A 24,576-nucleotide genomic window follows, 5' to 3' on the forward strand; every position below is an offset into this window, starting at 1 on the left:
AGATTGCGGTCTCTACGCGCGGGGAGATCGTAAGCACGTTCTAGAAATTGTTACTCCAACGCCAAAAACCGGCTGTCGCCCGCATATTGCCCGGTGGCTGTCCAAGCCCATTGCAGGCTTTTGCGGCCAAGCGTCGTGAATCGTCAACAAGTTCCACCTGTTTATCTATACAGCTATTTACAATGGCATCCGCTAGAATGGAAAGTTTTGGCAAGCAAAAACACGTCTACCAGTGAATACGCAGAGGGCTCGATACGGGTTCACAAGGGCTTGAGCCGGTAAGCAGCGCCCGGGCATGTATACCAGTACCGACAATCCGCTGCACATCATCCAGGAGGTGATCGACAACGCGGCCGACGAGGCCCTCGCCGGCTTTGGCAAGAAGATCCGCGTCTATCTGCACACCGATGGCTCCATCAGTGTCGAGGACGATGGCCGGCATTCCGTTTGGCATGCACCCCGAAGAGCATGCGCCGGTGGTGGAGCTGGTGTTCACCCGCCTGCACGCGGGCGGCAAGTTCGACAAGGGCCAGGGCGGCGCCTACAGCTTCTTGGGCGGTCTGCATGCGTGGGGGTTTCGGTGACCAACGCCTTGGCCACCCGCATGGAGGTGACGGTGCACCGCGATGGCTCGGTCGCCACGATGGCCTTTGCCGGTGGCGATGTGGTCGTGCCTCTGCAGGTGCGCGCGATGGTCAGCGGGGACCGCAAGCATGGCACGACGGTGCGCGTCTGGCCCGATGCCAAGTATTTCGAATCCTGCCACCTGCCGATGGGCGAGCTGGTACACCTGTGCGGAGCAAGGCCGTGCTGATGCCCGGCGTGAGCGTGCAGCTGACGCAGGACAAGAGCCGCGAGACGCAGACCTGGCAGTACAAGGGTGGGCCTCAAGGACTACCTGCTGCAGACCCTGCCGGTCGACCCGATCATCCCCGTGTTCGAGGCGAGGGTTTTGCCGGCCGCAGCGATGACCATTTTGCCGAGGGCGAAGGGCATCGTGGTGCGTGGCCTTTTACCGATGAAGGCCAGCCGGTGCGCGAGAGCTATTGTCAACCTGATCCCGACCACGGCGGGCGCACGCATGAAAGCGGGCTGCGTGATGGCCTGTTCCAGGCCGTGAAGAGCTTTATCGAGCTGCACTCGTTTGCTGCCCAAGGGCGTCAAGCTGATTGCCCGAGGATGTGTTTGCCCGTGCCAGCTATGTGCTCTCGGCCAAGGTGCTCGATCCCCAGTTTTCCAGGGCCAGATCAAGGAGCGCCTGAACTCGCGCGATGCCGTACGCCTGGTCTCGGGCATGGTGCTGGCCAGCGCTGGAGCTGTGGCTCAACCAGAACGTCGAATACGGCAAGAATCTCGCCGAGGATCGCGATCAAGGCGGCGCAGACGCGCCAGCGCGCCGGCCAGAAGGTGGAAAAGCGCAAGGGCAGCGGCGTGGGCCGTGTTTGCCCGGCAAGCTGACCGATTGTGAAAGCCGCGACCTGGCCTATAACGAGGTGTTTCTGGTCGAGGGTGATTCGGCCGGAGGCAGCGCCAAGATGGGCCGCGACAAGTAACCCAGGCCATCCTGCCGCTGCGCGGCAAGGTACTCAACACCTGGGAAGTGGACCGCGACCGCCTGTTTTGCCAATACCGAAATCCACGATATCTCGTAGCCATTGGCGTGGACCCGCATGGCCCCGATGACGAGGTGGACCTGAGCGTTCTGCGCTAACGGCATGATTCTGCATCCTGAGCGATGCCGACGTGGACGGCTCGCACATCCAGGTGCTGCTGCTGACCCTGTTCTTCAAGCATTTCCCGCAGCTCATCGACAAGGGCCATGTCTGTGTGGCGCGGCCGCCGCTGTTTCGCGTCGATATTCCTGCCCGGGGCAAAAATGCCTGCGGCCAAGGTCTATGCGCTCGACGAGGCCGAGATGCATGCCATCTTCGACAAGGCCGCCAAGGATGGTGTGCCGCGCGAGAAATGCCAGGTCAGCCGCTTCAAGGGCCTGGGCGAGATGAATGCCGAGCAGCTGTGGGAAACCACGCTGAACCGGACACCCGCCGCCTGCTGCCGGTGCGTCTGAGCCAGACCGATGTGCTGCAAACCCGTGAGGTCATGACCCAGCTGATGGGCAAGGGCGAGGCTGCGGCCCGCCGCGACATGATGGAGCTGCACGGCCACGAGGTCGAAATTGATATCTGATGTCCTGCTGCCCACGCCGCTGAATAAACAATCGAACCCAAGCCAGCCGCGCGCAGCCGTGCCACAAGCAAAGAAAGCTGAACCCCTATGAGTGAAGAGAACGGTCAGGACCTGCTGTCCAACCCGGTGCCGAGGACGGCGACAGCCTGGACCTGGGCAATTACGCGCAGCGCGCCTATCTGGAATATGCGCTGTCGGTGGTCAAGGGCCGCGCACTGCCAGACGTCTGCGATGGCTTGAAGCCCGTGCAGCGACGCATCCTGTTTGCGAATGGAGCGCATGGGCCTGGGCTACAGCGGCCCCAACCGCGCGACGGCGGCCAAGCCGGTCAAAAGCGCCCGTGTCGTTGGTGATGTGCTGGGCCGCTTTCACCCGCCATGGCGACCAATCGGCCTATGACGCGCTGGTGCGCATGGCCCAGGACTTTGCCCAGCGCTACCCGCTGATCGACGGCCAGGGCAACTTTGGCAGCCGCGATGGCGATGGCGCAGCGGCCATGCGTTATACCGAGGCGCGCCTGTCCAAGATCACCAGCCTGCTGCTCGACGAGATCGACATGGGCACGGTGGACTTTGTGCCCAACTACGACGGCTCCACCCAGGAGCCCAGCCAGCTGCCGGCGCGCCTGCCGTTCTCGCTGCTCAACGGCGCCAGCGGCATTGCGGTGGGCTTGCCACCGAAATCCCCAGCCACAACCTGCGCGAGGTGGCCGATGCCTGCGTGGCGCTGATCAAGAAGCCGGCGATGACCGACTTCGACCTGCAGCAGATCATCCCGGCCCGGACTTCCCGGTGGCGGCCAGATCATCAGCAGCGACAAGGACATTGCCGACGCCTACCGTACGGGGCGCGGCTCGATCAAGGTGCGTGCGCGCTGGACCATCGAAGAGCTGGCGCGTGGCCAGTGGCAGCTGGTCGTCAACGAGCTGCCGCCGGGCGTTTCCTCGCAAAAGGTACTCGAAAGAGATCGAGGACCTGACCAACCCCAAGATCAAGACCGGCAAGAAGACCTTGACCCAGGAGCAAAGCCAGCTCAAGGCCACGGTGCTGTCATTGCTCGATGTGGTGCGCGACGAGTCGAGCAAGGATGCGGCCGTGCGCCTGGTGTTCGAGCCCAAGACCGGCAAGACGCCGCAGTCCGAGCTGATCACCTGCCTGCATGGCGCACACCAGCCTGGAGAGCTCCTCGTCGGTCAACCTGACGATGATCGGCATCGACGGCAAGCCCACGCAAAAGTCGCTGCGGCCTGATGCTGGAAGAGTGGATCGAGTTCGCCAGACGACGATCACGCGCCGCTCCGAGCACCGGCTCGCCAAGGTGCTCGACCGCATCCATATCCTGGAAGGCCGGCAGACCATTCTGCTCAATATCGACGAGGTGATCGCCATCATCCGCGCCAGCGACGAGCCCAAGGCCGCGCTGATGGCGCGCTTTGACCTGAGCGAGCGCCAGGCCGACGACATCCTGGAAATCCGCCTGCGCCAGCTCGCCCGCTTGGAAGCGATCAAGATCGAGCAGGGAGCTGAGCGAGCTGCGCGCAGAGCAGGGCAAGCTCGAAGACATTCTGGCCAACCCCGCCTCGCTCAAGCGCCTGATGGTCAAGGAGATCGAAGCGGACGCCAAGCAGTTCGCCGATGCGCGCCGCACCTTGATCCAGGAAGAGAAAAAGGCGGTTGCCGAAGTCAAGGTGGTCGATGAGCCGGTCACCGTCGTCGTGTCGGAAAAAGCTGGGTTGCGCGCGCGTACCGGCCACGGCCATGCGGCCGACAGCTTCAGCTTCAAATCGGGTGACAGCCTCTATGGCACCTTTGAATGCCGCACGGTCGACCAGCTGCTGGTCTTTGGCAGCAACGGCCGGGTCTACTCGGTCGCCGTGGCCAACCTGCCCGGCGGCCGCGGTGATGGCCAGCCCGGTGACCACCTTGATGGAGCTGGAAGCGGGCACCCAGATCCAGTACTACTTTGCCGGTCCGCTGTCGGGCCCATTTTTGCTGGCATCAGCGCGGGGTATGGCTTCACGGCCTTGGTGGAAAACATGGTCTCACGCCAAAAGGGCGGCAAGGCCTTTGTCAGCCTGGACGAGGGCGACACGCTCTGCGCCCCCTCGCATATCTCGGGCAGCAGCGGTAGCCAGCCGCTGGCCGATGCCAGCCACGTGGCCTGCGCCTCGGTGGGTGGCCGCATCCTCACCTTCGAGATCGGCGAGCTCAACCACATGGCCAAGGGCGGCAAGGGGCTCAAGCTCATTGACCTGGAAGACAAGGACCGCTTGGCCGGTGTGGCCGTCTACACGCGCAGCATCCGCATCGAAGGCTTGGGGCGCGGCGGCAAGGCCCGTGAGGAAACCCTTGAGATCCGCAGCTCAACAACGCCAAGGCCGGACGCGCCAAGAAGGGCAAGCTCGCAGACCTGGGCTTCAAGCCCAGCGCCGTGTTCCGCGTCGAATAAAGCGCGCGGTCATGCACGACCAAGCCCTGCCCGGCATTGCCCGGCAGGGCTTTTTCATGGCCCGCCGTTGCAGCGCCGATCAGCGCGGCGCGGGCAACAGCGCCCGCAGATGGTCGACAAAAGCGCGCACGCCCCGGGGCAGGTTGCGGCCCGTCAGCGTTTGCAGCTCGATGGAGCGCGCATGCATGCCGCGCTCGCGGATGGGCACGGTGTGCAGCAGGCCCCGGCGCACATACTCGCGCACGGTGACCTCGCCGCCCAGGGTGAGCCCGCCGCCGTGCAGCACAAAGCGCACCAGCGCATCGAACTGCCCGCTCTCGAGCACCGGGTCAAACACCAGGCCGCGCTGGCCGCTGGCAATGTCAAACAGCTGGCGCGCGGTATGCCGTCGTCCAGCAGCGCGAGCGGGTGGGCTGCATCTGCGCCAGGCTGACGCTGGCAAAACGGGCCAGTGGGTGGCCGGGTGGCATGATCAGGATGACCGGCGAATTCTGGCGGTGCTGCACATCGATATCGCGCACGGCGGCGCGGCTGTAGGTCAGGCCCACATCGGCCTCGCCATTGCGCACCGCCTGGGTCACCTGGGCGGGCGAGGCCGAGACCAGCTGGAACTGCATGCCCGGTGTGCTGCTCGCGAAACGTGACCATCGCGAGAGGCAAAAACTCAAACGCAAAGCCGGCCGATGCGCAGACCCGCACCTGGCCCCGGCGCAGGCCTTGCAGTGCCTCGATATCGGCCACCACGCGCTCGGCATCCAAGGCATGGCGCTTGGCATGGGTGGCCAAGAGCTCACCGGCCGCACTGGCGACCATGCCGCGCGGGCGGCGCTCGAACAGCGGCACCTGCAGCACTTCCTCCAGCGATGCGATCTGGCGGCTGACGGCCGAGGCCGAGACATTGAGGCGCAGTGCGGCCTCGCTCACCGAGCCGCTGCGCACGACTTCCAGAAAGTAGCGGATGGCGGTGTCTGGAGGTGCTGCGAGGGAGTCATGGTCTGCTTTGCAAAAAACGCAACGATAACCGCAAAAAATTGTGATTGTCGAAATAGGCCGCATTGCCTATGCTGGATTTTTCTGACATCCAAGAGACATACATTCCATGCCATCCCAGCCTGTTCCTGCCGACCACAGCATCGTCGAGTTGAGCGCCGTGGCGCTGTCGGCAGCCATCCAGCGGCGCGAGTTGTCCTGCACCGAGGTGCTGCAGGCCTTCTGGGGCCAGATTGACCGGTTGAACCCCCAGGTGAATGCGCTGGTCGCGCCCATGCCGTGCGAGCCGCTGCTGGCCCAAGCCGCACAGCTCGATGCCGAACTGGCCCAGGGCAAGAGCCGCGGGCCGCTGCACGGTTTCCGCAGCGCCAAAGACATTTCGCCGGCCGCCGGCATGGTCACCACCAAGGGGCTCGCCGATCTTCCAGGGCCAGGTCAGCAGCACGATGCGGTGATTTTTGAGCGCATGCGCGCGGGCGGAGCGCTCTTTGTGGCGCGCAGCAATTCACCGGAATTTGGCCTGGGCGGCCACACCTACAACCCGGTCTACGGCACCACCCGCAATGCCTTTGACCAGAGCCGCTCGGGCGGTGGCAGCAGCGGCGGTGCAGCCGTTGCGGTGGCCTTGCGCATGCTGCCCGTGGCAGATGGCTCGGACATGATGGGCTCGCTGCGCACGCCGGCGGCCTTCAACAATGTCTACGGCCTGCGCACCTCCGTGGGCTGCGTGCCGCATGGCCCGGGCGATGAGGTGTTCTTCCAGCAGTTCAGCGTGGCCGGGCCCATGGCACGCGATATTCCCGATCTGGCCTTGCTGCTGTCGGTGCAGGCGGGCATTTGATGCGCGCTTGCCGCTCACGCGCCGCAGCGAAGGCGCGCAGGACTGGGGCCAGGGCCTGGAGCGCGATTTCCGGGGCCGCAAGATCGCCTGGCTGGGTGACCTGGGCGGGCACCTGCCCACCGAGCCGGGCCTGCTCGAGACTGCCGCGCGGCGCTGGGCGCCTTTGCCGACATCGGCTGCACGGTCGATGAGGTGCTGCCCGACTTTGACCTGGAGCTGCTGTGGCGCGCCTGGATTGATCTGCGCAGCTTCAGCGTGGCAGGCGCCAATGCGGCGCTGTATGACGACCCGCAAAAGCGTGCGCTGCTCAAGCCCGAGGCGCTGTGGGAGATGGAGCGCGGCCCGCGCGCTGTCGGGCATGGATATCTATGCCGCCGCAAGGTGCGCAGCAGCTGGTACGAGGTGCTGCGCCGCCTGTACGAGCGCTATGACTTTGTCGTGCTGCCCGCTGCGCAGGTGTTTCCGTTCGACGCCGAGCTGGACTGGCCCCATGCCGTGGGCGGCCGCAGCATGGACACCTACCACCGCTGGATGCAGACGGTGGTGGGCGCCACGATGGCGGGCTTGCCGGCCTTGTCGGTACCGGCCGGGTTTGGCCCCAACGGGCTGCCTGCCGGCCTGCAGATCATCGGGCCCACGCAGTCGGACAAGGCGCTGCTGCAAATCGGCCATGCCTATGACCAGGCCAGCGGCCATGCCCGGTGCGCAGCCCTTTGCTGGGCTGACAGCACGCTGTAGATCGTTGACCCGGGCGTCTTCTAAGGCTGCGCTCCCACCCAGGAAGGCGTTGCTGCAACGCCTGTCTGATCCCTCCCTTGCCCTCGTTTTCCCGCAAAAAAGGTAGATCCCATTGTCCATGCCGATATCCCGTCACCGCTTTTTGACCTACCTGGCCGCAGGCGCTGCCGGCCTGGCATGGCGCCCAGTGCTGGCGCATGGCTACCCTGACCGTGCGATCAAGCTGGTGGTGCCTTTTGCACCCGGCGGGGCCACGGATATTTGGGACGGCTGCTGGCCTCGCTGCTCAGTGACAAACTGGGCCAGTCGGTGTTTGTGGAGAACCGGCCGGGGGCAGGCACGGCCGTGGCGGGCGGCCAGGTGGCCAAGTCGGCTGCCGATGGCTATACCTTGTTTCTGGGTGCCAGCTCCACCTTGGCGATGAACCCGGTGGTGCGCAAGGCGCTGCCCTATGGACCCGATGCGCAGCTTCAGCATGCTGGGCCTGTGGCTGACATGGGTCTGGTGCTGGTGGCGAACAATGCCGTCAAGGCCACGTCGTTGCAGGACCTGGTGGCGCAATCGAAGGCGGCGCCGGACCGCTTTTCCTACGGCTCCTTCGGACCGGCCTCGTCGGTGCACTTTGCCGGCGAGATGCTCAAGACGGCAACCGGCATGCGCATGCTGCATGTGCCCTTCAACGGCAGCACACCGAGCCTGACCGCGTTGATGGGGGGCCAGGTGCAGTTGGCGGTGGACACCGTGGTGGCGACCACGCCGCTCATCAAGGCCGGCAAGATCAAGCCGATTGCCGCGCTGGGCGCCCAGCGCCTGGCCTTGCTGCCCGAGGTGCCGACCGTGGCCGAAAGCGGCTACCCTGGTTTGACATGAGCACCTGGTTTGCGTTCCTGGCGCCTGCTGGCCTGCCCGAGCCGGTGCGCGCCAAGCTCGAAGCTGCCTTGGCCGATGTGATGGCCCAGCCCGCTACCCAGCAAAAGCTCGAAAGCATTGGCCTGACGCCCGCCTGGGCAATGGCCGTGCGCTGCAGGCCCGGGTGGTACGCGAGCTGCCGCTGATGCGCGATGTGGCGCAGCGCGCGCAGATCGAGGTGGAGTAAGTCTTGGGCGAGCGGTGCTGACGTAGGAAAAAAAGCGCTTAACGCAGCGCTTCCCACCACTGCTTGTTGCTGCGCGGCTGGCCCACGGTCAGCACCTCGCCGATTTCTGGCGTGGCCAGTTGGATGCCCTGCTGCTTGCGCCAGCGCCGCGAGCCGGTCCAGCGGCTCACGCCAGCCGTGCATGGCCAGCGCAAAGGTGCTGTTGTGCACGCTGTAGAGCACCTGGCCGCGCACATCGGTAAAGGCCTGGATGGTTTCTTCCGGTGTCATGTGCACGGAGGGCCAGTAGGCGTCGTAGGCGCCGTTTTTCCATCAGCGCGAGGTCCATCGCGCCAAACTTGTCGCCAATCGCCTTGAAGCCGGGAAAGTAGCCGGTATCGCCGCTGTAGTAGATGCGCTGGCCGCCGGTTTGCAGCACCCAGGATGCCCAGAGCGTGCTGTTGCGGTCATTGAGCGTGCGGCCCGAGAAATGCTGGCTGGGCGTGGCGGTGACCTCGACACCGCGTGTTGCTCCTGCTGCCACCAGTCGAGCTCGACAATGCGCTCGGACGCCACACCCATGTCGCGCAGGCGCGCGCCCACGGCCAGCGGCACAAAGTAGCGCTCGACCTTGCCCAGCAGGAACTTGGATCGTCGGCTCGTCCAGGTGGTCGTAATGGTCGTGCGACAGGATGAGACCGGCAATCGGCGGCAGGTCCTGCAAGGGCAGCGGCGTGGGGTGGAAGCGCTTGGGGCCGATAAAGCTGAACGGCGATACGCGCTCACCAACACCGGGTCGATCAGCCAATACTGGCCCTGGAGCTTGAGCAGGTGCGACGAGTGGCCGAGCCGAATCACATGGTTGGCATCGGTGGGCAGCGCTTGCAGCTGCGCCGGGTGACGGTGTGGACCGGAATACTGTCCTGCGGAGTGGTGCCGCTCTTGTCGCCAAACAAAAAGCGCGACCAGATCTGAAAGCCGCCGGCATGGGGCTTGGCCGCCGGGTTGGGCGGGTTCTGAAAGCGCTTGTCGGCCGAGGAATACTGGGGCGATGCCTGGTAGCGGCGCTGGCTGTCCTCGTCGGGGGTGGAGGCGCAGGCTACCAATGAGCAGGCAGTGGCCACCAGCCAGCCGCTGCGCAGGCGCTGAAAGCCGCCGTTTGCCGCGGGTGGTGTTGCTGGAGGAGGACGCGGGGTGGGGCTCTTGCATGGGGTGTGTCAATCAGGCAGGGGAATGCGGTAAGCGATTGCCATGATACGGCGCCCATAAGAAAGCCGCATGGCTGCGGCTTTTGTAGGGATTTAGCGAAAAATCTATTGATTAATCAACAGATTTATTCCACTTCGGCGATGAGTTCGATCTCGACACAGGCGCCCCGGGGGACCTGGGCGACGCCAAAGGCGCTGCGGGCATGCGCCCCCTTGTCGGGACCAAACACCTGGGCCAGCAATTCGCTGGCGCCGTTGGTGACCAGATGTTGCTCGGTGAAGTCTTCCGTGCTGTTGACCAGGCTCATCAGCTTGACAATGCGCTTGACCCGGTTCAGATCGCCACCGACTGCTGCTTGTAAGGTGCCCATCAGGTCGATGGCGACCGCGCGCGCTGCCTGCTGGCCTTCGGCGGTGTCCATGGTCTTGCCTAGCTTGCCGGTCCAGGGCTGGCCGTTCTTGCTGGCCGTGTGGCCGCTGATAAAGACCAGTTGGCCGGTTTGTGCAAACGGTGCGTAAGCCGCAGCCGGTGTGCGCACGGGCGGCAGTTCAATGTTCAGTGCTTTGAGTTGGTCGTAGATGCTCATGCCGGTGTTGTCCTTGCTGGGTAGAAGACAGGCATCTTAGAGGCATGGCCGACTGCGGTGGCATGCAAAAACAATGCGGCGCCATACCCGCAGGGCATGGGCGCCGCATCGCGTGGTGCAGATGTCAAGCGAGTTCGGCGATCAGCTCGATCTCGACGCAGGCGCCCATCGGAATCTGGGCGACGCCAAAGGCGCTGCGGGCATGGGCACCCTTTTCAGGCCAAACACTTCGGCGAACAACTCACTGGCGCCATTGGTCACCAGGTGCTGCTCGGTGAAGTCACCGGTGCTGTTGACCAGGCTCATCAGCTTGACCACGCGCTTGACACGGTTCAGATCACCACCGGCGGCATGCTGCAAGGTGCCCAGCAGGTCGATGGCCACCGCGCGGGCTGCGAGCTTGCCTTCTTCGGTGTTGATGTTGCGGCCAAACTGCGCCACCCAGGGCTTGCCATCCTTGCGGGCGATATGGCCGCTCAAAAACACCATGTTGCCGGTCTGTACATAGGGCAGATAGGCGGCAGCGGGCACCGCCAGTGGCGGCAGGCTGATGCCGAGGGCCTGGAGTTTGTCGTAAACGCTCATGGAGTCCTTTCAAAAGTGGAGGCGGGGCAAAGCGCCCAGTGTGGCACAAATGCCCTGCCAGGGCGCCGTTTCCCATGTCGCCTGAGAGGGGCGCCGGCGAACTCTAGGGCAAGCCCTGATCGGACCTGCAGGCAGCGCTGCCTAGCATGTGGAGATGATGGAGACCTCTTCCTGCAAGCGGGCAGTCCAGCGCAGTGTGGGGCCGGGCTGGGCGGGCTACTGGCGACCGGCGGCCTGGCTCTGGGGCATCCTGGCGGGTACGGCCCTGCAACTGCAGCAGGCCAGCTTGGCGCCTGTCTGGCAGTACGCGGCATTGGCGCTCTTGGGGGCGTGGCCAGCTTGCTGCTGAGCCGCTGGCGCGGGCCGCTGCCGTGGCTGGATCGCGCGCTGTGCTGTCTGGCTGCCGCTGCGCTGGCCTTGGGCCTGGCGGGCATGCGTGCCGCCCATCAGGCGCAAAAGCAGCTGCTGCCAGCGTTGGAAGGGCTAGACCTGCAGGTCGAGGGCGTCATCGTCGCCATGCCTTTGCCGATCACCGGCGGCCAGCGCTTTCGGCTCAAGACCGGGCAGGCTTGGCAGGTTGGGCAAGGCGGGCAGAAGGGTGCGCCGGTGGCAGTGCCGCCGCTGATCGACCTGTCCTGGTACCGTGCCGACCACCGGGCTTTTTCGGGTGTGGCGCCCGAGCCGCCTGCGTCGGCAGACGCTGATCTTCCGCTGCTGCAGGCGGGGCAGCGCTGGCGGCTGCCGCTGCGTTTGCGTGCCCCCCATGGCAGCCTCAATCCGCATGGTTTTGACTACGAGATGTGGATGTGGGAGCAGGGCGTGCAGGCCACGGGCTATGTGCGCCACGGCCAGGCCCAGGGGCCGCAGCTGCTGGCCTCCGGCCAAGGCCATGTGGTAGAGCGCTGGCGGCAGGCGGTGCGTGATGCGATGGTGCAGCGCCTTGCCCCGCCGGGCCAGGCGCAGGCGGCAGAGCAGGCGCGCATCGCCGGCGTGCTGGTGGCGCTGGTGACCGGGGAGCAGCGTGCGATTGACCGCGAGGACTGGCGCGTCTTCCGCACCACCGGCGTGGCCCATCTGATGGCGATATCGGGCCTGCATATCACCTTGTTTGCCTGGGTGGCGGCGGCGCTGATCCGCATGGCCTGGCGGCGCAGCCCGGCGCTGTGTCTGTGGCTGCCGGCACCCCATGTGGCCTTGTGGGCGGGGTGCTGTGTGCGGGGCTCTATGCGCTGTTCAGCGGCTGGGGCATTCCCGCGCAGCGCACGGTGCTGATGCTGGTGGTGGTGGCCGTGCTGGCATCGACTGGCCGGCAATGGCCCTGGCATATGCGCTGCTGCTGGCCTGTGTCTGTGTAGTGCTGGCCCAGCCCATGGCCTTGCTGCAGGCGGGGTTCTGGCTGAGTTTTCTGGCAGTCGGTATCTTGTTTGCATCCGACCGAGGGGGCAGCAGCCGCAGCGCTGCGCTGCCCGAGCAGGGCAGGGCGCAGCGCGGCCTGCGCGGCGCATGCGCTGCCGCCGCCAAGCTGCTGCGCGAGCAGTGGGTGGTGACCCTGGCGATCACGCCCTTGTCCCTGCTGCTGTTTGGCCAGGTGTCGCTGGTCGGCTTTGTGGCCAATCTGCTGGCCATCCCCTGGGTGACCTGGGTGGTCACGCCGCTGGCCTTGCTGGGCGCCGTGCTGCGGCCGTTGTGGACGGCCGCAGCCTGGGCGCTGCAGCCCTTGATGGTGGCGCTGCAGTGGCTGGCCAGTTGGCCCCATGCCGCGTTGTGGCTGGCCGCAGCGCCGGGCTGGGCAGCGTTCGTTGCCGTGCTGGGGGGCATCTGGCTGGTGCTGCCCTGGCCTTGGCGCCTGCGGCTGCTGGGCCTGCCTTGCCTGCTGCCCGCGTTGTTCTGGCAGCCGCTGCGGCCGCCCCATGGCCGTTTGCGCTCTGGGCGCTGGATGTGGGCCAGGGCCAGGCGGTGGTGGTGCAGACGGCCAGGCACAGCCTGCTGTATGACGCGGGCCCGTTGTACGGGTCTGGCAGCAATGCAGGCGACCGGGTGGTGGTGCCGGCAATGCGGGCGATGGGCGTGCGCGGGCTGGACAGCGGCCGGCTCGATCTGCTGGTGCTCAGCCACGCCCATGTGGACCATACGGGCGGTGCCCAGGCGGTGGCGGAGCAGCTCCGGCCGGTGGCGTGCTGGGCTCGCTGCTGCCCTATGAGCGCCAGCGGCTGGGCATTGCCGAAGCGCCCTGGCAAGACTGTGCTGCGGGCCAGACGTGGACCTGGGATGGAGTGCATTTCAGCGTTCTGTTTCCGGGGGCGCAGGAGCTGGGTGCCACAGACAGTTCCATTCCAAGGGATAGCTCGGGCAATGCCCACAGCTGCGTGCTGCGCATCGAGGCGGCCGCGCGTGGCGGCCATGCGGCCAGCGCCTTGTTGCCCGGCGATATTGAGCGGGCCCAGGAGGGGGCGCTGGTGCAGCGCTATGCGGGCGAGCCGTCGGTGTTGCGCGCCGATCTGATGCTGGCTCCGCACCACGGCAGCAACACCTCGTCCACGCGACCGCTGCTGGAGGCGGTGCGCCCGCGCTGGGTGGTGGCACAAACGGGCTACCGCAACCGCTTCAGGCACCCGGCTGCGCGGGTGCAGCAGCGTTACCAAGAGATGCAGATTGTGCTGCGCAACACGGTCCATTGCGGTGCGGCGCACTGGCGCTCCGACCAGCCCCAGACGCTGCTGTGCGAGCGGCAAAAGCGGCCGCGCTATTGGCGCCACCAGGCTGCCCAGCAGGGCCAGACAAGCGGCATATTGGATATTAACAAAACAAATCAAGCACTAATTCTTGATGAAGGTTAGTACTTAGTTTTGGGTGGCGCGAAACTTGCTAAGCTGCTGGTGCCAGAAAGGATTTTGCGATGCAAAAGTTCGATGAGATGTACCAGGGCCTGCCTTATGCAGCAGGTGCCGAAAGAGCGCACTACCAAAGCTATGCCAAATGGCTGCAGCTGCAGCCCTTCGAGAAGATGCAGGCCCTGCGCGAGGAGGCCGAGCTGATATTCCGCCGCGTAGGGATCACCTTGCGGTTTATGGCGAAAAGGACGAAGACGGCTCGGGCACCGAGCGCCTGATTCCACTTTGATCTGATCCCGCGCATCATCCCCTCGCAGGAATGGGCCCAGATGCAAAAGGGCCTGGTGCAGCGCGTGGCCGCCCTCAACCGCTTCATCCACGATGTCTACCACGACCAGGAAATTCTGAAGGCCGGCATCATTCCGCGCGACCTGGTGCTGGACAACAGCCAGTACCGGCCCGAGATGCGGGGCGTGCATGTGCCGCTGGACACCTATGCGCATATCGCCGGCATCGATATCGTGCGCGCAGCCGAGGTGGACGGCAGCGGCACCTACTATGTGCTCGAAGACAACCTGCGCGTGCCTTCGGGCGTGTCGTACATGCTGGAAAACCGCCGCATGATGATGCGCCTCTTTCCCAGCCTGTTCAGCAGCCATGCGGTGGCGCCGTGGCGCATTACCCGGATATGCTGCTCGACACCTTGCGTGCCAGTGCGCCCAACCAGGCGGCCAACAACCCACGGTGGTGGTGCTGACGCCGGGCATGTACAACAGCGCCTACTTTGAGCATGCCTTCCTCGCCCAGCAGATGGGCGTGGAGCTGGTCGAAGGCCAGGACCTGCTGGTGCGCGATGATGTGGTCTACATGCGCACCACGCAGGGTCTGCAGCGGGTGGATGTGATATACCGCCGTGTCGATGACGACTTTCTCGACCCCACCGTTTTCCGCTCCAGCTCCACCCTGGGTTGCGCCGGCTTGATGCGCGCCTACCGCAAGGGCAATGTGGCCATCTGCAATGCAGTGGGCACGGGCGTGGCCGATGACAAATCGGTCTACCCCTATGTGCCGGCGATGATCCGCTTCTACCTGGGCGAAGAGGCCATCCTGAAGAACGTGCCGACCTGGATGTGCCGCAAGCCCGATGACTTGGCCTATGTGCTGGACCACCTCGATGAGCTGGTGGTCAAGGAGGTGCATGGCGCTGGCGGCTACGGCATGCTGATCGGCCCGGCCTCCACGCGCGCCGAGATCGAGGCCTTCCGCGCGGTGCTCAAGGCCAAGCCCATGGCTATATCGCCCAGCCCACTTTGAGCCTCTCGAGCAGCCCCACCTATGTGGAAAGCGGCATTGCGCCGCGCCACATCGATCTGCGCCCCTTTGTGCTGAGCGGCAAGGAGGTGCAGATGGTGCCCGGGGCCTCACGCGCGTGGCGCTCAAGGATGGATCGCTGGTGGTCAACTCCTCGCAAGGCGGGGGCACCAAGGACACCTGGGTGCTGCGCGGCCCGGAGGACGATTACAGCGAATGGGATGGCATGCAGCAGTGAACCCGGAGGTTCTTGTTTGAAAGCCATCCATCTGCCTAGCGAAAGAATGTCACTATGTTGAGCCGAACCGCCGATCACCTCTACTGGATGTCCCGCTACACCGAGCGGGCAGAGAACACAGCCCGCATGCTCAATGTGAGCTACGAGACCTCCATGCTGCCGCAGTCCGCGACCGCAGCGACCAAGGCCTGGCAAAGCGTGCTGTCCATCAGCGAGCTGCTGCCTGCCTACTATGAGCGCCATGACGAGATCACCCTCGATGGGGTGCTGCACTTCATGGTGCGCGACGAGACCAATACCTCATCGATCTACAGCTGCCTGCTGGCCGCGCGCGAGAACGCGCGTGCCGTGCGTGGCGCCTTGACCACCGAGGCCTGGGAGACGCAGAACCTGACCTGGCTCGATATGAACCGGCTGTTCAAGGCCAAGAAGTTCGAGACCGATCCGGCCAAGTTCTTCGAGTGGGTCAAGCACCGCTCGCACCTCTCGCGCGGTGTGGTCTCGGGCACGATGCTGCAAGACGATGCCTTTTTGTTCTTGCGCCTGGGCACCTTCATCGAGCGGGCCGACAACACGGCCCGCCTCCTGGATGTGCGTTTCCATGCCGTCAAGAACGACTACCACGGCTCCTACCAGCCGGGCAAGGGCAGCCAGCCCTCGGACTTCTACCACTGGAGCGCGATCTTGCGCAGCGTCTCGGCCTTCGAGGTCTACCGCAAGGTCTACCGCAATGTGATCACGCCCGAGCGTGTGGCCGAGATGCTGATCCTGCGGCGCGACATGCCGCGCTCCTTGCATGCCAGCATGTACGAGGTGGTGCAGATTCTGCAGGCCGTTGCCAACGACCACTCGGCCGAAACCCAGCGCCAGGCGGCCTGCTCCTGGCCGAGCTGCAGTATGGCCGCATCGATGAGCTGCTGGCCACCGGCCTGCATGCCTTCCTGGTGCGCTTTCTGGAGCGCGTGCATGCGCTGGGCGGCCGCATTGGCCAGGATTTTCTGGCCACCACGGAGCCAGTGGCTGCCTGATGGTCCGGCTGGCCAGAAAGGCAAAAGGCTGCGGTTGTCATCGCAGCCTTTTTTGCATCCACCGCGCGGGCATTTTGCTGCCCGCGATCCAGGGTGATCGGTGGTGATCAGTAGCGGTAGGTCGCAGTCAGCAGGAAGTTGCGGCGCTCGCCGTAGAAGCAGTCGCCGCGTGAGAGGCACTGTGTGATCACGACCTTGTCAGTCAGGTTGTTGGCATGGAAGGCCAGGCGCCAGTCACCGCTGTCATAAGCCACCATCGCATCGGTCAGCAGCGAGGAGGGCGTGTCGATGGCGCTGGTGCCCGACCACTGCGAGCCGGTGTAGCGCATGCCCGCGCCCACACTCCAGCCGCCGCGCCCCTGGCTGGCAAAGCGGTGCATCAGCCAGCTCGATGCCATGTGGCGCGAGACGGCAGCCACGCGCTGGCCCTGGTCGCCCGCATTGCTGCGGCTGATCTTGGCGTCGGTATAGGCATAGGCGACGGTCCAGTCCCAGCTTTTGGCCAGGCTGGCGGTCATCTCGGCTTCAAAGCCCTGGGTCTTGACTTCACCCAGCTGCAGGCTGTTGAGCGGGTTGGCCGGGTCATTGGTCTTGCGGTTTTGCTCGCGCAGGCTGTAGACAGCCGCATAGCCCGAGATGCCCCGGCCTTCGGGAATCCACTTCACACCGGCTTCGACCTGCTTGCCGCGCTGCGGTTTGTAGGGCGTGCCGTAAAAGTCCACGCCGCCCAGTGGCTGGAAGGACTCGGTATAGCTGACATAAGGCGCCCAGCCGCCGCCGGCCTGGTAGGTCAAGCCTACGCGCTTGGTCCAGGCCGAATCGTCGGCAGCGGCTGCGGGCCGGCCTTCGGTCTCGGTCTTGGCATGGTCGCGGCGCAGGCCCGCCGTGGCGCTCCAGTCGCCCCAGCGCAGCTGGTCCTGCAGGTAAAAGCCCAGCTGGCGCTGCGACACATTGGGCGCCTGCACCAATTGCGATGCCGTGGGGCGGCGTGAACGAGCCGTAGACCGGGTTGTAGACATCGAGCGGTGTGCCCAGCGCGCGCCAGCTCGCCTGGCTGGTGGTATTGCGCTGCCAGTCCATACCGGCCAGCAGCGTGTGCTGCACATCACCGGTCTGCAGCTTGCCTTCGAGCTGGGTATCGACCAGCAGCATGCGGCCGCCATTGACCTGCCAGACGGCATCGCGCTGCACGGTGCGGCCATCGGGATCGAACACCGGCCGGGCAGGGCGGCCCGCTGCGGCGTTGGCGGCAAAGCTGGTGTAGAGCGTGCGGTAGTCCACCTCGCTGGTGGTGCGGCGCAGGTTCTGGCGCAGGGTCCAGCTGTCGTTCAGCTGGTGGCTGAACAGGTAGCCAAAGGACTTGTTCTCGGAATCGTACTTGTCAAAGTTGGGCTCGCTGATGAAGGTGTTGGTCGGAATCTGGCCGTAGGGGCTGGACAGGCGCGTGCCTTGCCAGGGGAAGAACTGGGTGATCGAGCCACTCTTGTCCTTGTGGTACATGGCCTGCAAGGTCAGCGAGGTGCCGGCAAAGGGCTTGAAAGTGAGCGACGGCGCAATGACCAGGCGGTCGTCCTTGACATGGTCGACCTGGGTGTTGCTGTCACGGCCCACCGCCACTAGGCGGTAGAGCCAGCGCCCGTCGTCGTCGATGGGGCCGGTGATATCGCTGGCAATCTGCTTGCGGCTGTGGCTGCCCAGCTGAACCTGCAGCTCGCGCTGGGGCTGGTCCAGCGGGCGTTTGCTGGTCAGGTTGAGCACGCCGCCGACGCTGCCCTGGCCATACAGCACCGAAGAGGGGCCGCGCAGAAACTCGACCGCTCCAAGGTATAGGGTTCGACCTTGATGTTGTTGTAGGTGCCATAGGTGCGCAGCAGGCCATCCTGGTACTGGCTGACATCGCCGCCGCGCGCCTTGAAGCTGTCGACGCGGTTGTCGAAATAGCTGGAGTTGATGCCCGCTGCATAGCGTGTGGTCTCGCGCAGGGTCGTCACGCCCTGGGCTTCAAACTGGTCGCGCGTCACCACGCTGATCGCTTGCGGGGTCTCGATCAGCGGGGTGTCGGTCTTGGTGGCCGAGATGGCGCGTTTGGCGACAAAGCCTTTGACCGGGCCGGTGGCTGTCTCGGATTGGCTCTCGCCTTGCACGGTGATGGGGGCGAGCGTGGTTTCTGCCGGCGTAGCAGTTACCGGTTGCGTGCTTTGTGCCAATGCGTTGCCGCCCCAGCAGGCCAGGGCAGCCCACATGGCCGTGTGTAAAGCGGTGTGCAGCGCACGTGGCGCGGCTGTTGGGATAGCGGTGTCAGACATGGTAATCGGGTGTTGAACGCGGAAAACGGCGCGCTGAAAGGGTCAGCACTTGAGCTTTACCGGGCCTGACCGCTGCCATGCAGGGAGGCTGCGCTGTGGATGCAGGTGCTGGCATCCAAGGCGTCCAACTGCGGCCTGTAGACCGCGAGGCGAAGGGATAGTCGTGCACGCAGCATGGCAGTGTGGGGTGACCCGGTGCGCTGGCTGGCATCGGTAAACAAACGATGCTGGCGTGCGAAGAAAGATGAACGCGCAGTGTAATAGAAGTTTTGAATGATTATTGTTTAACCATCAATGCACGCAGGTTTGTGCGGCAGATACAACAAAAAGGACCCGAAGGTCCTTTTTGCGTGGCGTTGCTGGAGGCGGGGCTTATTCGACCTCGCCCATGATGGACTGCAGGTAATTCTGGATGCCGACCTTGTCGATCAGGTCCAGCTGGGTTTCGAGAAAATCGATGTGCTCTTCGGTGTCGTCCAGGATCTTTTGCAGCAGGTCGCGCGAGACATAGTCACGCACGCTTTCGCAGTGGGCGATGCCATCCTTGATGGTGGCTTGGGCGGCTTGCTCCAGGCGCAGGTCACAGGCCAGTGCCTCCGGCACGTCTTCACCGATCTGCAGCTTGCCCAGGTCCTGCAGGTTGGGCAGGCCGTCGAGCATGAAGATGCGGTCCATCAGCCAGTCGGCATGCTTCATCTCGCCAATGGATTCCTCGTATTCCTTCTTGGCCAGCTTGTCCAGACCCCAGTGCTTGTACATGCGGTAATGCAGAAAATACTGGTTGATCGCGGTGAGTTCGTTTTTCAGCTGCGCTTGCAGAAAACCGATGGCTTTGGGATCGCCTTTCATGGTGGGCTCCTTCTCTTGTGTCATTAACGGGTGTTGGGGCTATTGTCCTTGCGAAAGGTCAAGCAACCAAACCCCGCGGTGCTTATCCCCCGTGCTTTTGCTCTGGCTGCGTGTAAGGCTGAGTCGTGTTCTCATTTGACGCAGCCCGTCCCTTGCTTGCATGATGCGGCTTGCTGCAGCGCAACTGCGCTGTCATGGCGCTGTGCTAAGTTGCAGCGAACAAGGCGTGCTGCACTGCGCAGGCTTGCAAAATAGGCACCAGCCCGCATATAGCTATCTGCCTTGGGTCAGTGCTTGAATAATAGCTTGTTTAAATCTAAATGATTGTATTAATTGAATTGCTCAATTATGAAGATCTTTCTACACTGACTCCTGTCAATCGTTTTTTACTCAACAGAAAGGAAACCACCATGTCCGTACTCAACAGCAAGATCAAGCCTTTCGCGACGCAAGCATTCAAGGATGGCAAGTTCATCGAAGTGACCGAAAAAGACGTCCTGGGCAAGTGGGCTGTGTTCTTCTTCTACCATGCTGACTTCACCTTTGTCTGCCCCACCGAACTGGGCGATGTGGCCGACCACTACGCTGAGCTGCAAAAGCTGGGCGTGGAAGTCTATTCCGTCTCGACCGACACCCATTTCGTGCACAAGGCCTGGCACGACACCTCGGACACCATCGCCAAGATCAAGTACACCATGCTGGGTGACCCAACCTGGCAAATCAGCCAGAACTTCGACTGCCTGCGCGAAGGCCAAGGCCTGGCAGACCGTGCCACCTTCATCGTTGATCCAGAAGGCGTGATCCAGGCGATGGAAATCACCGCTGAAGGCATCGGCCGCAATGCAGAAGACCTGCTGCGCAAGATCAAGGCTGCCCAGTACGTGGCATCGCACCCCGGTGAAGTCTGCCCTGCCAAGTGGCAAGAAGGCGAAAAGACCCTGGCTCCATCGCTGGACCTGGTTGGCAAGATCTAAGCTGTTAATCACTGCTGCAATTCCAACGTAGTAGACGCCCGGGTGCCTGGCGCCCGGGCTTTGTTTTTTGAAAAGTGCTGCAACGCCCCAGGCGGGCCACGAGAAGTTTGAAGGAAGTCCCATGCTCGACAACACCATGAAAGCCCAACTGAAAGCCTACCTGGAGCGCTTGACCAAGCCCGTCGAGCTGGTGGCGACCCTGGATGACGGTGACAAGTCGAAAGAAGTGCGCCAGCTGCTGGCCGATATCAAAGAACTGAACGACAAGATCACGGTGGTCGAAGACAATGCGGCCGATGTGCGCAAGCCGTCTTTCCTGATCACCAACCCGGGCACCGATGTCGGCGTGCGTTTCGCCGGTGTGCCGCTGGGCCATGAATTCACCTCGCTGGTGCTGGCGCTGCTGCAAGTGGGCGGCCACCCCTCGAAGGAGTCCGCTGAGCTGCTCGAGCAGGTCAAGAACATCGACACACCGCTGCACTTCGAGACCTTCTACTCGCTGTCCTGCCACAACTGCCCGGACGTCGTGCAGGCGCTGAACCTGATGTCCGTGCTCAACCCCAAGATCACGCACACCGCGATCGATGGCGGCCTGTTCCAAAAGGAAGTGCAAGAGCGCGAAATCATGGGCGTGCCCACCGTGTTCGTCAACGGCCAGCGTTTTGGCCAGGGCCGCATGGAGCTCGCCGAGATCGTTGCCAAGGTCGATACCGGCGCGGCAGCCCGCGAAGCGCAAAAGATTTCGGCCAAGGACGCCTTTGATGTGCTGATCGTCGGCGGTGGCCCCGCTGGCGCGGCCGCTGCGATTTATGCGGCACGCAAGGGCATCCGTACCGGCATTGCCGCCGAGCGTCTGGGCGGCCAGGTGCTCGACACCGTGGATATCGAGAACTTCATCTCCGTGAGCAAGACCGATGGCCCCAAGTTTGCGGCCGCGATGGAGAGCCATATCCGCGACTACGAAGTCGACATCATGAATCTGCAGACTGCCAAGTCCCTGACGCCCGCAGCGCAGGAAGGTGGCATGATCGAGATCGAGACCGAGTCGGGTGCCAAGCTCAAGGCCCGCACGGTGATCCTGTCGACCGGCGCGCGCTGGCGCAACATGAATGTGCCCGGTGAGGATACCTACCGCACCAAGGGCGTGACCTACTGCCCGCACTGCGATGGCCCGCTCTTCAAGGGCAAGCCCGTGGCGGTGATCGGTGGCGGCAACTCCGGTGTCGAGGCGGCCATTGACCTGGCCGGTGTGGTCCAGCACGTGACCTTGCTGGAGTTTGCCGCCGAGCTGAAGGCCGATGCCGTGCTGCAGCGCAAGCTGCGCAGCCTGCCCAATGTGACGGTCATCCTGAATGCGCAGACCACCGAAGTGAACGGTGACGGCAAGAAGGTGACGGGCCTGACCTACAAGGACCGCACGAACGACGAGATCAAGACCGTCGCGCTCGAAGGCATCTTTGTGCAGATCGGCCTGCTGCCCAACACCGGCTGGCTCAAGGATACCGTGCAGCTGACCCCGTTTGGCGAGATCGAGATCGACGCCAAGGGCCACACCAACCTGCCCGGCGTGTTTGCCGCTGGTGACTGCACCAATGTGCCGTACAAGCAGATCGTCATCGCCGCAGGTGCCGGTGCGACTGCCGCACTGAGCGCGTTTGACCACCTGATCCGCACCACGGCTCCGGCTGCCTGATCTGCCGGATCAGCGCTGAAATAACAATGCCCCGAAACCACAAGGTTCGGGGCATTGCTACATCTAGAGGGGCCGAGGTGGCTCAGCCAGTCCAAGCAGGGCTAGCGGTGGCGTGGCGGTTTAACCCTGCTTGCCGATGAGGAGGTACTCCATCAACGCCTTTTGCACATGCATGCGGTTTTCGGCCTCGTCCCAGACGACCGACTGCGGGCCGTCGATGACCTCGCCTGCACCTCTTCGCCCCGGTGGGCGGGCAGGCAGTGCATGAAGAGGGCGTCCTTCTTGGCCACGGCCATCATGTCGAGGTCCACGCACCAGTCGGCAAAGGCCTTCTTGCGCTTTTCGTTTTCCTCTTCATAGCCCATGCTGGTCCACACATCGGTGGTGACCAGGTCCGCGCCCTTGCAGGCCTCTTGCGGGTCGCTGAACAGCTGGTAGCAGCCCTTGTCGTAGGCGCGCCGCTGAAGGCCAGTTGCTCGTCGATGCCGTAGCCGCTGGGCGTGCTGACATGGACCTTGAAGCCCAGCAGGTTGGCTGCCTGCAGCCAGGTGTGGCCATGTTGTTGCCATCACCCACCCAGGCGACCGTCTTGCCCTGGATCGAGCCGCGGTGCTCGATAAAGGTGAAGATGTCAGCGAGGATCTGGCAGGGATGGAATCGTTGGTCAGGCCATTGATGACCGGCACGCGCGAGTGCGCTGCAAAGCGCTCGATCTTGTCCTGGCCGAAGGTGCGGATCATCACCAGATCGGTCATGCGGCTGATCACGCGCGCGCTGTCCTCGATGGGCTCGGCGCGGCCCAGCTGGCTGTCGCCGGTGGTCAGGTGCACCACCGAGCCGCCCAGCTGGTACATGCCGGCCTCAAAGCTCACGCGCGTGCGCGTGCTGGCCTTCTCGAAGATCATCGCCAAGGTGCGGTCGGGCCAGGGTGTGGTGGGGTCACATAGCCCTTGAACTTCTGCTTGATCAGCGCCGCGCGCTTGAGCAGGTATTCGTATTCGTCAGCCGTGAAATCCTGGAATTGCAGATAGTGTTTCATTGCGTTCTCTTCTGGCCTTATTGGCCTGCCAGGAAGGATTTGACCAGCGGTACGAGCTTGGCGACGATCTCATCGGCCTCGGGCTTCGGTCAGGATCAGCGGTGGCACGATGCGGATCACGGTGTCGGCGGTCACGCTGAACAGCAGGCCGGCTTTCTTGCACGCCGCGCGTGATCAGCTCGCCGCAAGGGCTTGTTCAGCTCCACGCCGTTCATCAGGCCCTGGCCGCGCACTTCGACAAAGCCGGGCGTGCCCGCCAGCGCCTCGTTCAGCGCGGCCTGGAGGTAGTCGCCCACCTTGGTGGCATTGGCCAGCAGGCCTTCTTCTTCCATGATGGCAATGGTTTCCACACCGGCGCGCATGGCCAGCGGGTTGCCGCCAAAGGTGGTGCCGTGGTTGCCTGGCTGCAGCAGCACTTGGCCGCCTTGGGGCCGGCGACGACCGCGCCGACTGGCACGCCCGAGCCCAGGCCCTTGGCCAGCGACATCACATCGGGCACGATGCCGGCCCACTGGTGGGCAAACCACTTGCCGGTGCGGCCCATGCCGGCCTGGATTTCATCGACAATGAACAGCCAGTCCTTGGCGTCGCACAGCGCACGCACTTGCTTCATGAAGTCGGCGCGCATTGGGTGCAGGCCGCCTTCGCCCTGGATGGGCTCCATCATCACGCCGACAATATTGGAGTTGCCTTCGGTCGCTTCCTGCAGCGCGACGAAGTCATTGGCCGGCACGCGCAGAAAACCGTCGAGCAGCGGGCCAAAGCCGTTGCGAACCTTGGGGTTGGCAGTAGCGCTCATCGTGGCAATCGAGCGGCCATGGAAGGCATGGTCGAACACGACGATCACCGGCTTTTCGATGCCCTTGTCCACGCCGTACTTGCGCGCGATCTTGATCGATGCCTCGTTCGCTCCAGACCGGTGGAGCAGAAAAAGACATTGTCATCTTCGAGCGTTCGACCAGCAGGGCTGCGAGCTTTTCCTGGCCGGGCACATAGTAGTAGTTGCTGGTGTGGATCAACTTGGTCATCTGGTCGTGCAGCGCGCGACCAGCTTGCCGTGGTTGTGGCCCAGCGTGTTGACGGCGATGCCGCCCAGCGCATCGAGGTATTCCTTGCCGTTGACATCCCACACACGCACGCCCTGGCCTCGCTCCAGTGCGACCGGCACGCGGCCATAGGTAGTCATCACATGGGGCTCAGAGGCTTGACGGTGTCTTGCATGGAAATTCCGAAAAAAGAAACAGAATCAAAAAATCCGCCATGGCCCAACGCCCCTATGGCATGGCACCAGCGGAAGTCCCATTCTAGGGGCTGCGTAGCGACAGACTAGTGAAGAATGCGCATCACAGAATCGCAGTGGAGCCAGAGCGCGGGCGAGGCCCAATCTCGGCAGGCTAGACTACGCAGCGCTAAGAACCTGGTCAAAGTCTCTACGCAGCCGCGTTGGAGTGCAACCGGGATGAGTTCGAAGGGCTGGTCCGCAGCTTGCACCGGGGTGCAAGCAAGGCCAGCGCGCAGAAATCGCCCGATTTCACTCCAACCCGTAGGGACAGTGGCTTTGCGGCCGCCCGGGCAGGGGCGGTCTGCGTTGTTGCAAATCCTCGCAATAGCTGGGCTATTGCTGCGGTATTGCGCGGCTGGGCGCCCC

At 63.9% G+C, this 24,576-nt stretch carries 12 protein-coding genes and 12 pseudogenes; 13 read left to right on the plus strand and 11 right to left on the minus strand.

Annotation, left to right across the window (positions count from 1 at the left end):
• Window positions 1-207 precede the first annotated feature (207 nt).
• Both ACFODQ_RS03805 and parC read left to right on the plus strand, forming a co-directional pair.
• Window positions 208-2,187: pseudogene (locus ACFODQ_RS03805) on the plus strand (DNA topoisomerase IV subunit B).
• Window positions 2,188-2,333: 146 nt separating this feature from the next.
• Window positions 2,334-4,635 (plus strand): annotated as a pseudogene (gene parC / locus ACFODQ_RS03810) (DNA topoisomerase IV subunit A).
• A 79-nt stretch (window positions 4,636-4,714) separates the two neighbouring features.
• Here the strand turns inward: parC and ACFODQ_RS03815 are convergent.
• Window positions 4,715-5,595: pseudogene (locus ACFODQ_RS03815) on the minus strand (LysR family transcriptional regulator).
• Between the two features lie 139 nt (window positions 5,596-5,734).
• On the opposite strand from ACFODQ_RS03815, the gene ACFODQ_RS03820 reads away from it, so the two are divergent.
• The 3 genes and pseudogenes from ACFODQ_RS03820 (at window position 5,735) to ACFODQ_RS03830 (ending at window position 8,300) form a co-directional block, all read left to right on the plus strand.
• Window positions 5,735-6,466, plus strand: a complete 732-nt coding sequence (locus tag ACFODQ_RS03820; RefSeq protein WP_377015174.1) for an amidase family protein — start codon at window positions 5,735-5,737, stop codon at window positions 6,464-6,466.
• Window positions 6,467-6,658: 192 nt separating this feature from the next.
• Entirely contained in the window at window positions 6,659-7,204 is a 546-nt protein-coding gene (locus tag ACFODQ_RS03825; protein WP_377015176.1) for an amidase family protein, read from the plus strand.
• 118 nt (window positions 7,205-7,322) lie between these two features.
• Window positions 7,323-8,300: pseudogene (locus tag ACFODQ_RS03830) on the plus strand (Bug family tripartite tricarboxylate transporter substrate binding protein).
• 38 nt (window positions 8,301-8,338) lie between these two features.
• On the opposite strand, the gene ACFODQ_RS03835 reads toward ACFODQ_RS03830, so the two are convergent.
• From ACFODQ_RS03835 to ACFODQ_RS03855, 5 genes and pseudogenes are all read right to left on the minus strand, one after another.
• Window positions 8,339-8,470: a hypothetical protein gene (locus ACFODQ_RS03835; protein ID WP_377015178.1), complete on the minus strand. Its 132-nt coding sequence runs from the start codon at window positions 8,468-8,470 to the stop codon at window positions 8,339-8,341.
• Window positions 8,467-9,087, minus strand: coding sequence for an MBL fold metallo-hydrolase (locus ACFODQ_RS03840; protein WP_377015180.1), 621 nt, complete (start codon window positions 9,085-9,087; stop codon window positions 8,467-8,469). The genes ACFODQ_RS03835 and ACFODQ_RS03840 overlap by 4 nt, the downstream gene beginning before the upstream one ends.
• Window positions 9,088-9,133: 46 nt before the next feature.
• Window positions 9,134-9,403, minus strand: a complete 270-nt coding sequence (locus ACFODQ_RS03845) for a hypothetical protein (protein ID WP_377015183.1) — start codon at window positions 9,401-9,403, stop codon at window positions 9,134-9,136.
• Between the two features lie 209 nt (window positions 9,404-9,612).
• A complete protein-coding gene (locus tag ACFODQ_RS03850; RefSeq protein ID WP_116927256.1) occupies window positions 9,613-10,074 on the minus strand; it encodes a RidA family protein in 462 nt (153 codons plus the stop codon).
• 124 nt (window positions 10,075-10,198) lie between these two features.
• Window positions 10,199-10,659: pseudogene (locus tag ACFODQ_RS03855) on the minus strand (RidA family protein).
• A 148-nt stretch (window positions 10,660-10,807) separates the two neighbouring features.
• Here ACFODQ_RS03855 and ACFODQ_RS03860 point away from each other — a divergent pair.
• From ACFODQ_RS03860 to ACFODQ_RS03885, 6 genes and pseudogenes are all read left to right on the plus strand, one after another.
• Window positions 10,808-11,008 carry a hypothetical protein gene (locus ACFODQ_RS03860; protein ID WP_377015187.1) on the plus strand — a complete coding sequence of 67 codons (201 nt, stop codon included), beginning with the start codon at window positions 10,808-10,810 and terminating at the stop codon, window positions 11,006-11,008.
• Window positions 10,990-12,442 (plus strand): annotated as a pseudogene (locus ACFODQ_RS03865) (ComEC/Rec2 family competence protein); the annotation flags it as partial. The gene ACFODQ_RS03860 and the pseudogene ACFODQ_RS03865, both read left to right, overlap by 19 nt.
• Window positions 12,443-12,621: 179 nt before the next feature.
• Window positions 12,622-12,774, plus strand: a pseudogene (locus ACFODQ_RS03870) (hypothetical protein); the annotation flags it as partial.
• 59 nt (window positions 12,775-12,833) lie between these two features.
• Window positions 12,834-13,496, plus strand: a complete 663-nt coding sequence (locus ACFODQ_RS03875; RefSeq protein ID WP_377015195.1) for a ComEC/Rec2 family competence protein — start codon at window positions 12,834-12,836, stop codon at window positions 13,494-13,496.
• A 59-nt stretch (window positions 13,497-13,555) separates the two neighbouring features.
• A pseudogene (locus ACFODQ_RS03880) lies at window positions 13,556-15,039 on the plus strand (circularly permuted type 2 ATP-grasp protein).
• A 54-nt stretch (window positions 15,040-15,093) separates the two neighbouring features.
• A pseudogene (locus tag ACFODQ_RS03885) lies at window positions 15,094-16,067 on the plus strand (alpha-E domain-containing protein).
• A 107-nt stretch (window positions 16,068-16,174) separates the two neighbouring features.
• Here ACFODQ_RS03885 and ACFODQ_RS03890 read toward each other — a convergent pair.
• A pseudogene (locus tag ACFODQ_RS03890) lies at window positions 16,175-18,310 on the minus strand (TonB-dependent siderophore receptor).
• A 435-nt stretch (window positions 18,311-18,745) separates the two neighbouring features.
• Window positions 18,746-19,222: a bacterioferritin gene (gene bfr / locus ACFODQ_RS03895; RefSeq protein WP_116927314.1), complete on the minus strand. Its 477-nt coding sequence runs from the start codon at window positions 19,220-19,222 to the stop codon at window positions 18,746-18,748.
• A 410-nt stretch (window positions 19,223-19,632) separates the two neighbouring features.
• On the opposite strand from bfr, the gene ahpC reads away from it, so the two are divergent.
• Both ahpC and ahpF read left to right on the plus strand, forming a co-directional pair.
• On the plus strand, window positions 19,633-20,196 hold the full coding sequence (ahpC, locus tag ACFODQ_RS03900; RefSeq protein ID WP_377015190.1) for an alkyl hydroperoxide reductase subunit C: 564 nt from the start codon (window positions 19,633-19,635) through the stop codon (window positions 20,194-20,196).
• 121 nt (window positions 20,197-20,317) lie between these two features.
• Window positions 20,318-21,889, plus strand: a complete 1,572-nt coding sequence (ahpF, locus tag ACFODQ_RS03905) for an alkyl hydroperoxide reductase subunit F (RefSeq protein ID WP_260719069.1) — start codon at window positions 20,318-20,320, stop codon at window positions 21,887-21,889.
• A 120-nt stretch (window positions 21,890-22,009) separates the two neighbouring features.
• Here ahpF and argF read toward each other — a convergent pair.
• The 3 genes and pseudogenes from argF to ACFODQ_RS03920 all read right to left on the minus strand — a co-directional run bounded on the left by argF (window position 22,010) and on the right by ACFODQ_RS03920 (window position 24,114).
• Window positions 22,010-22,928, minus strand: a pseudogene (gene argF, locus ACFODQ_RS03910) (ornithine carbamoyltransferase).
• 131 nt (window positions 22,929-23,059) lie between these two features.
• Window positions 23,060-23,290 carry an aminotransferase class III-fold pyridoxal phosphate-dependent enzyme gene (locus ACFODQ_RS03915; RefSeq protein WP_377015193.1) on the minus strand — a complete coding sequence of 77 codons (231 nt, stop codon included), beginning with the start codon at window positions 23,288-23,290 and terminating at the stop codon, window positions 23,060-23,062.
• A pseudogene (locus ACFODQ_RS03920) lies at window positions 23,197-24,114 on the minus strand (aminotransferase class III-fold pyridoxal phosphate-dependent enzyme). The gene ACFODQ_RS03915 and the pseudogene ACFODQ_RS03920 overlap by 94 nt, the downstream one beginning before the upstream one ends.
• Between the last annotated feature and the right edge of the window lie 462 nt (window positions 24,115-24,576).

Source organism: Comamonas sp. JC664 (genome assembly GCF_042647185.1).

Coding starts and splice junctions, on each gene's coding strand:
- ACFODQ_RS03850 (WP_116927256.1), bottom strand. CDS start 10,074: ATGAGCATCTACGACCAACTCAAAGCACTGAACATTGAACTGCCGCCC.
- ACFODQ_RS03820 (WP_377015174.1), top strand. CDS start 5,735: ATGCCATCCCAGCCTGTTCCTGCCGACCACAGCATCGTCGAGTTGAGC.
- ACFODQ_RS03915 (WP_377015193.1), bottom strand. CDS start 23,290: ATGCGCGCCGGTGTGGAAACCATTGCCATCATGGAAGAAGAAGGCCTG.
- ahpC (WP_377015190.1), top strand. CDS start 19,633: ATGTCCGTACTCAACAGCAAGATCAAGCCTTTCGCGACGCAAGCATTC.
- ahpF (WP_260719069.1), top strand. CDS start 20,318: ATGCTCGACAACACCATGAAAGCCCAACTGAAAGCCTACCTGGAGCGC.
- bfr (WP_116927314.1), bottom strand. CDS start 19,222: ATGAAAGGCGATCCCAAAGCCATCGGTTTTCTGCAAGCGCAGCTGAAA.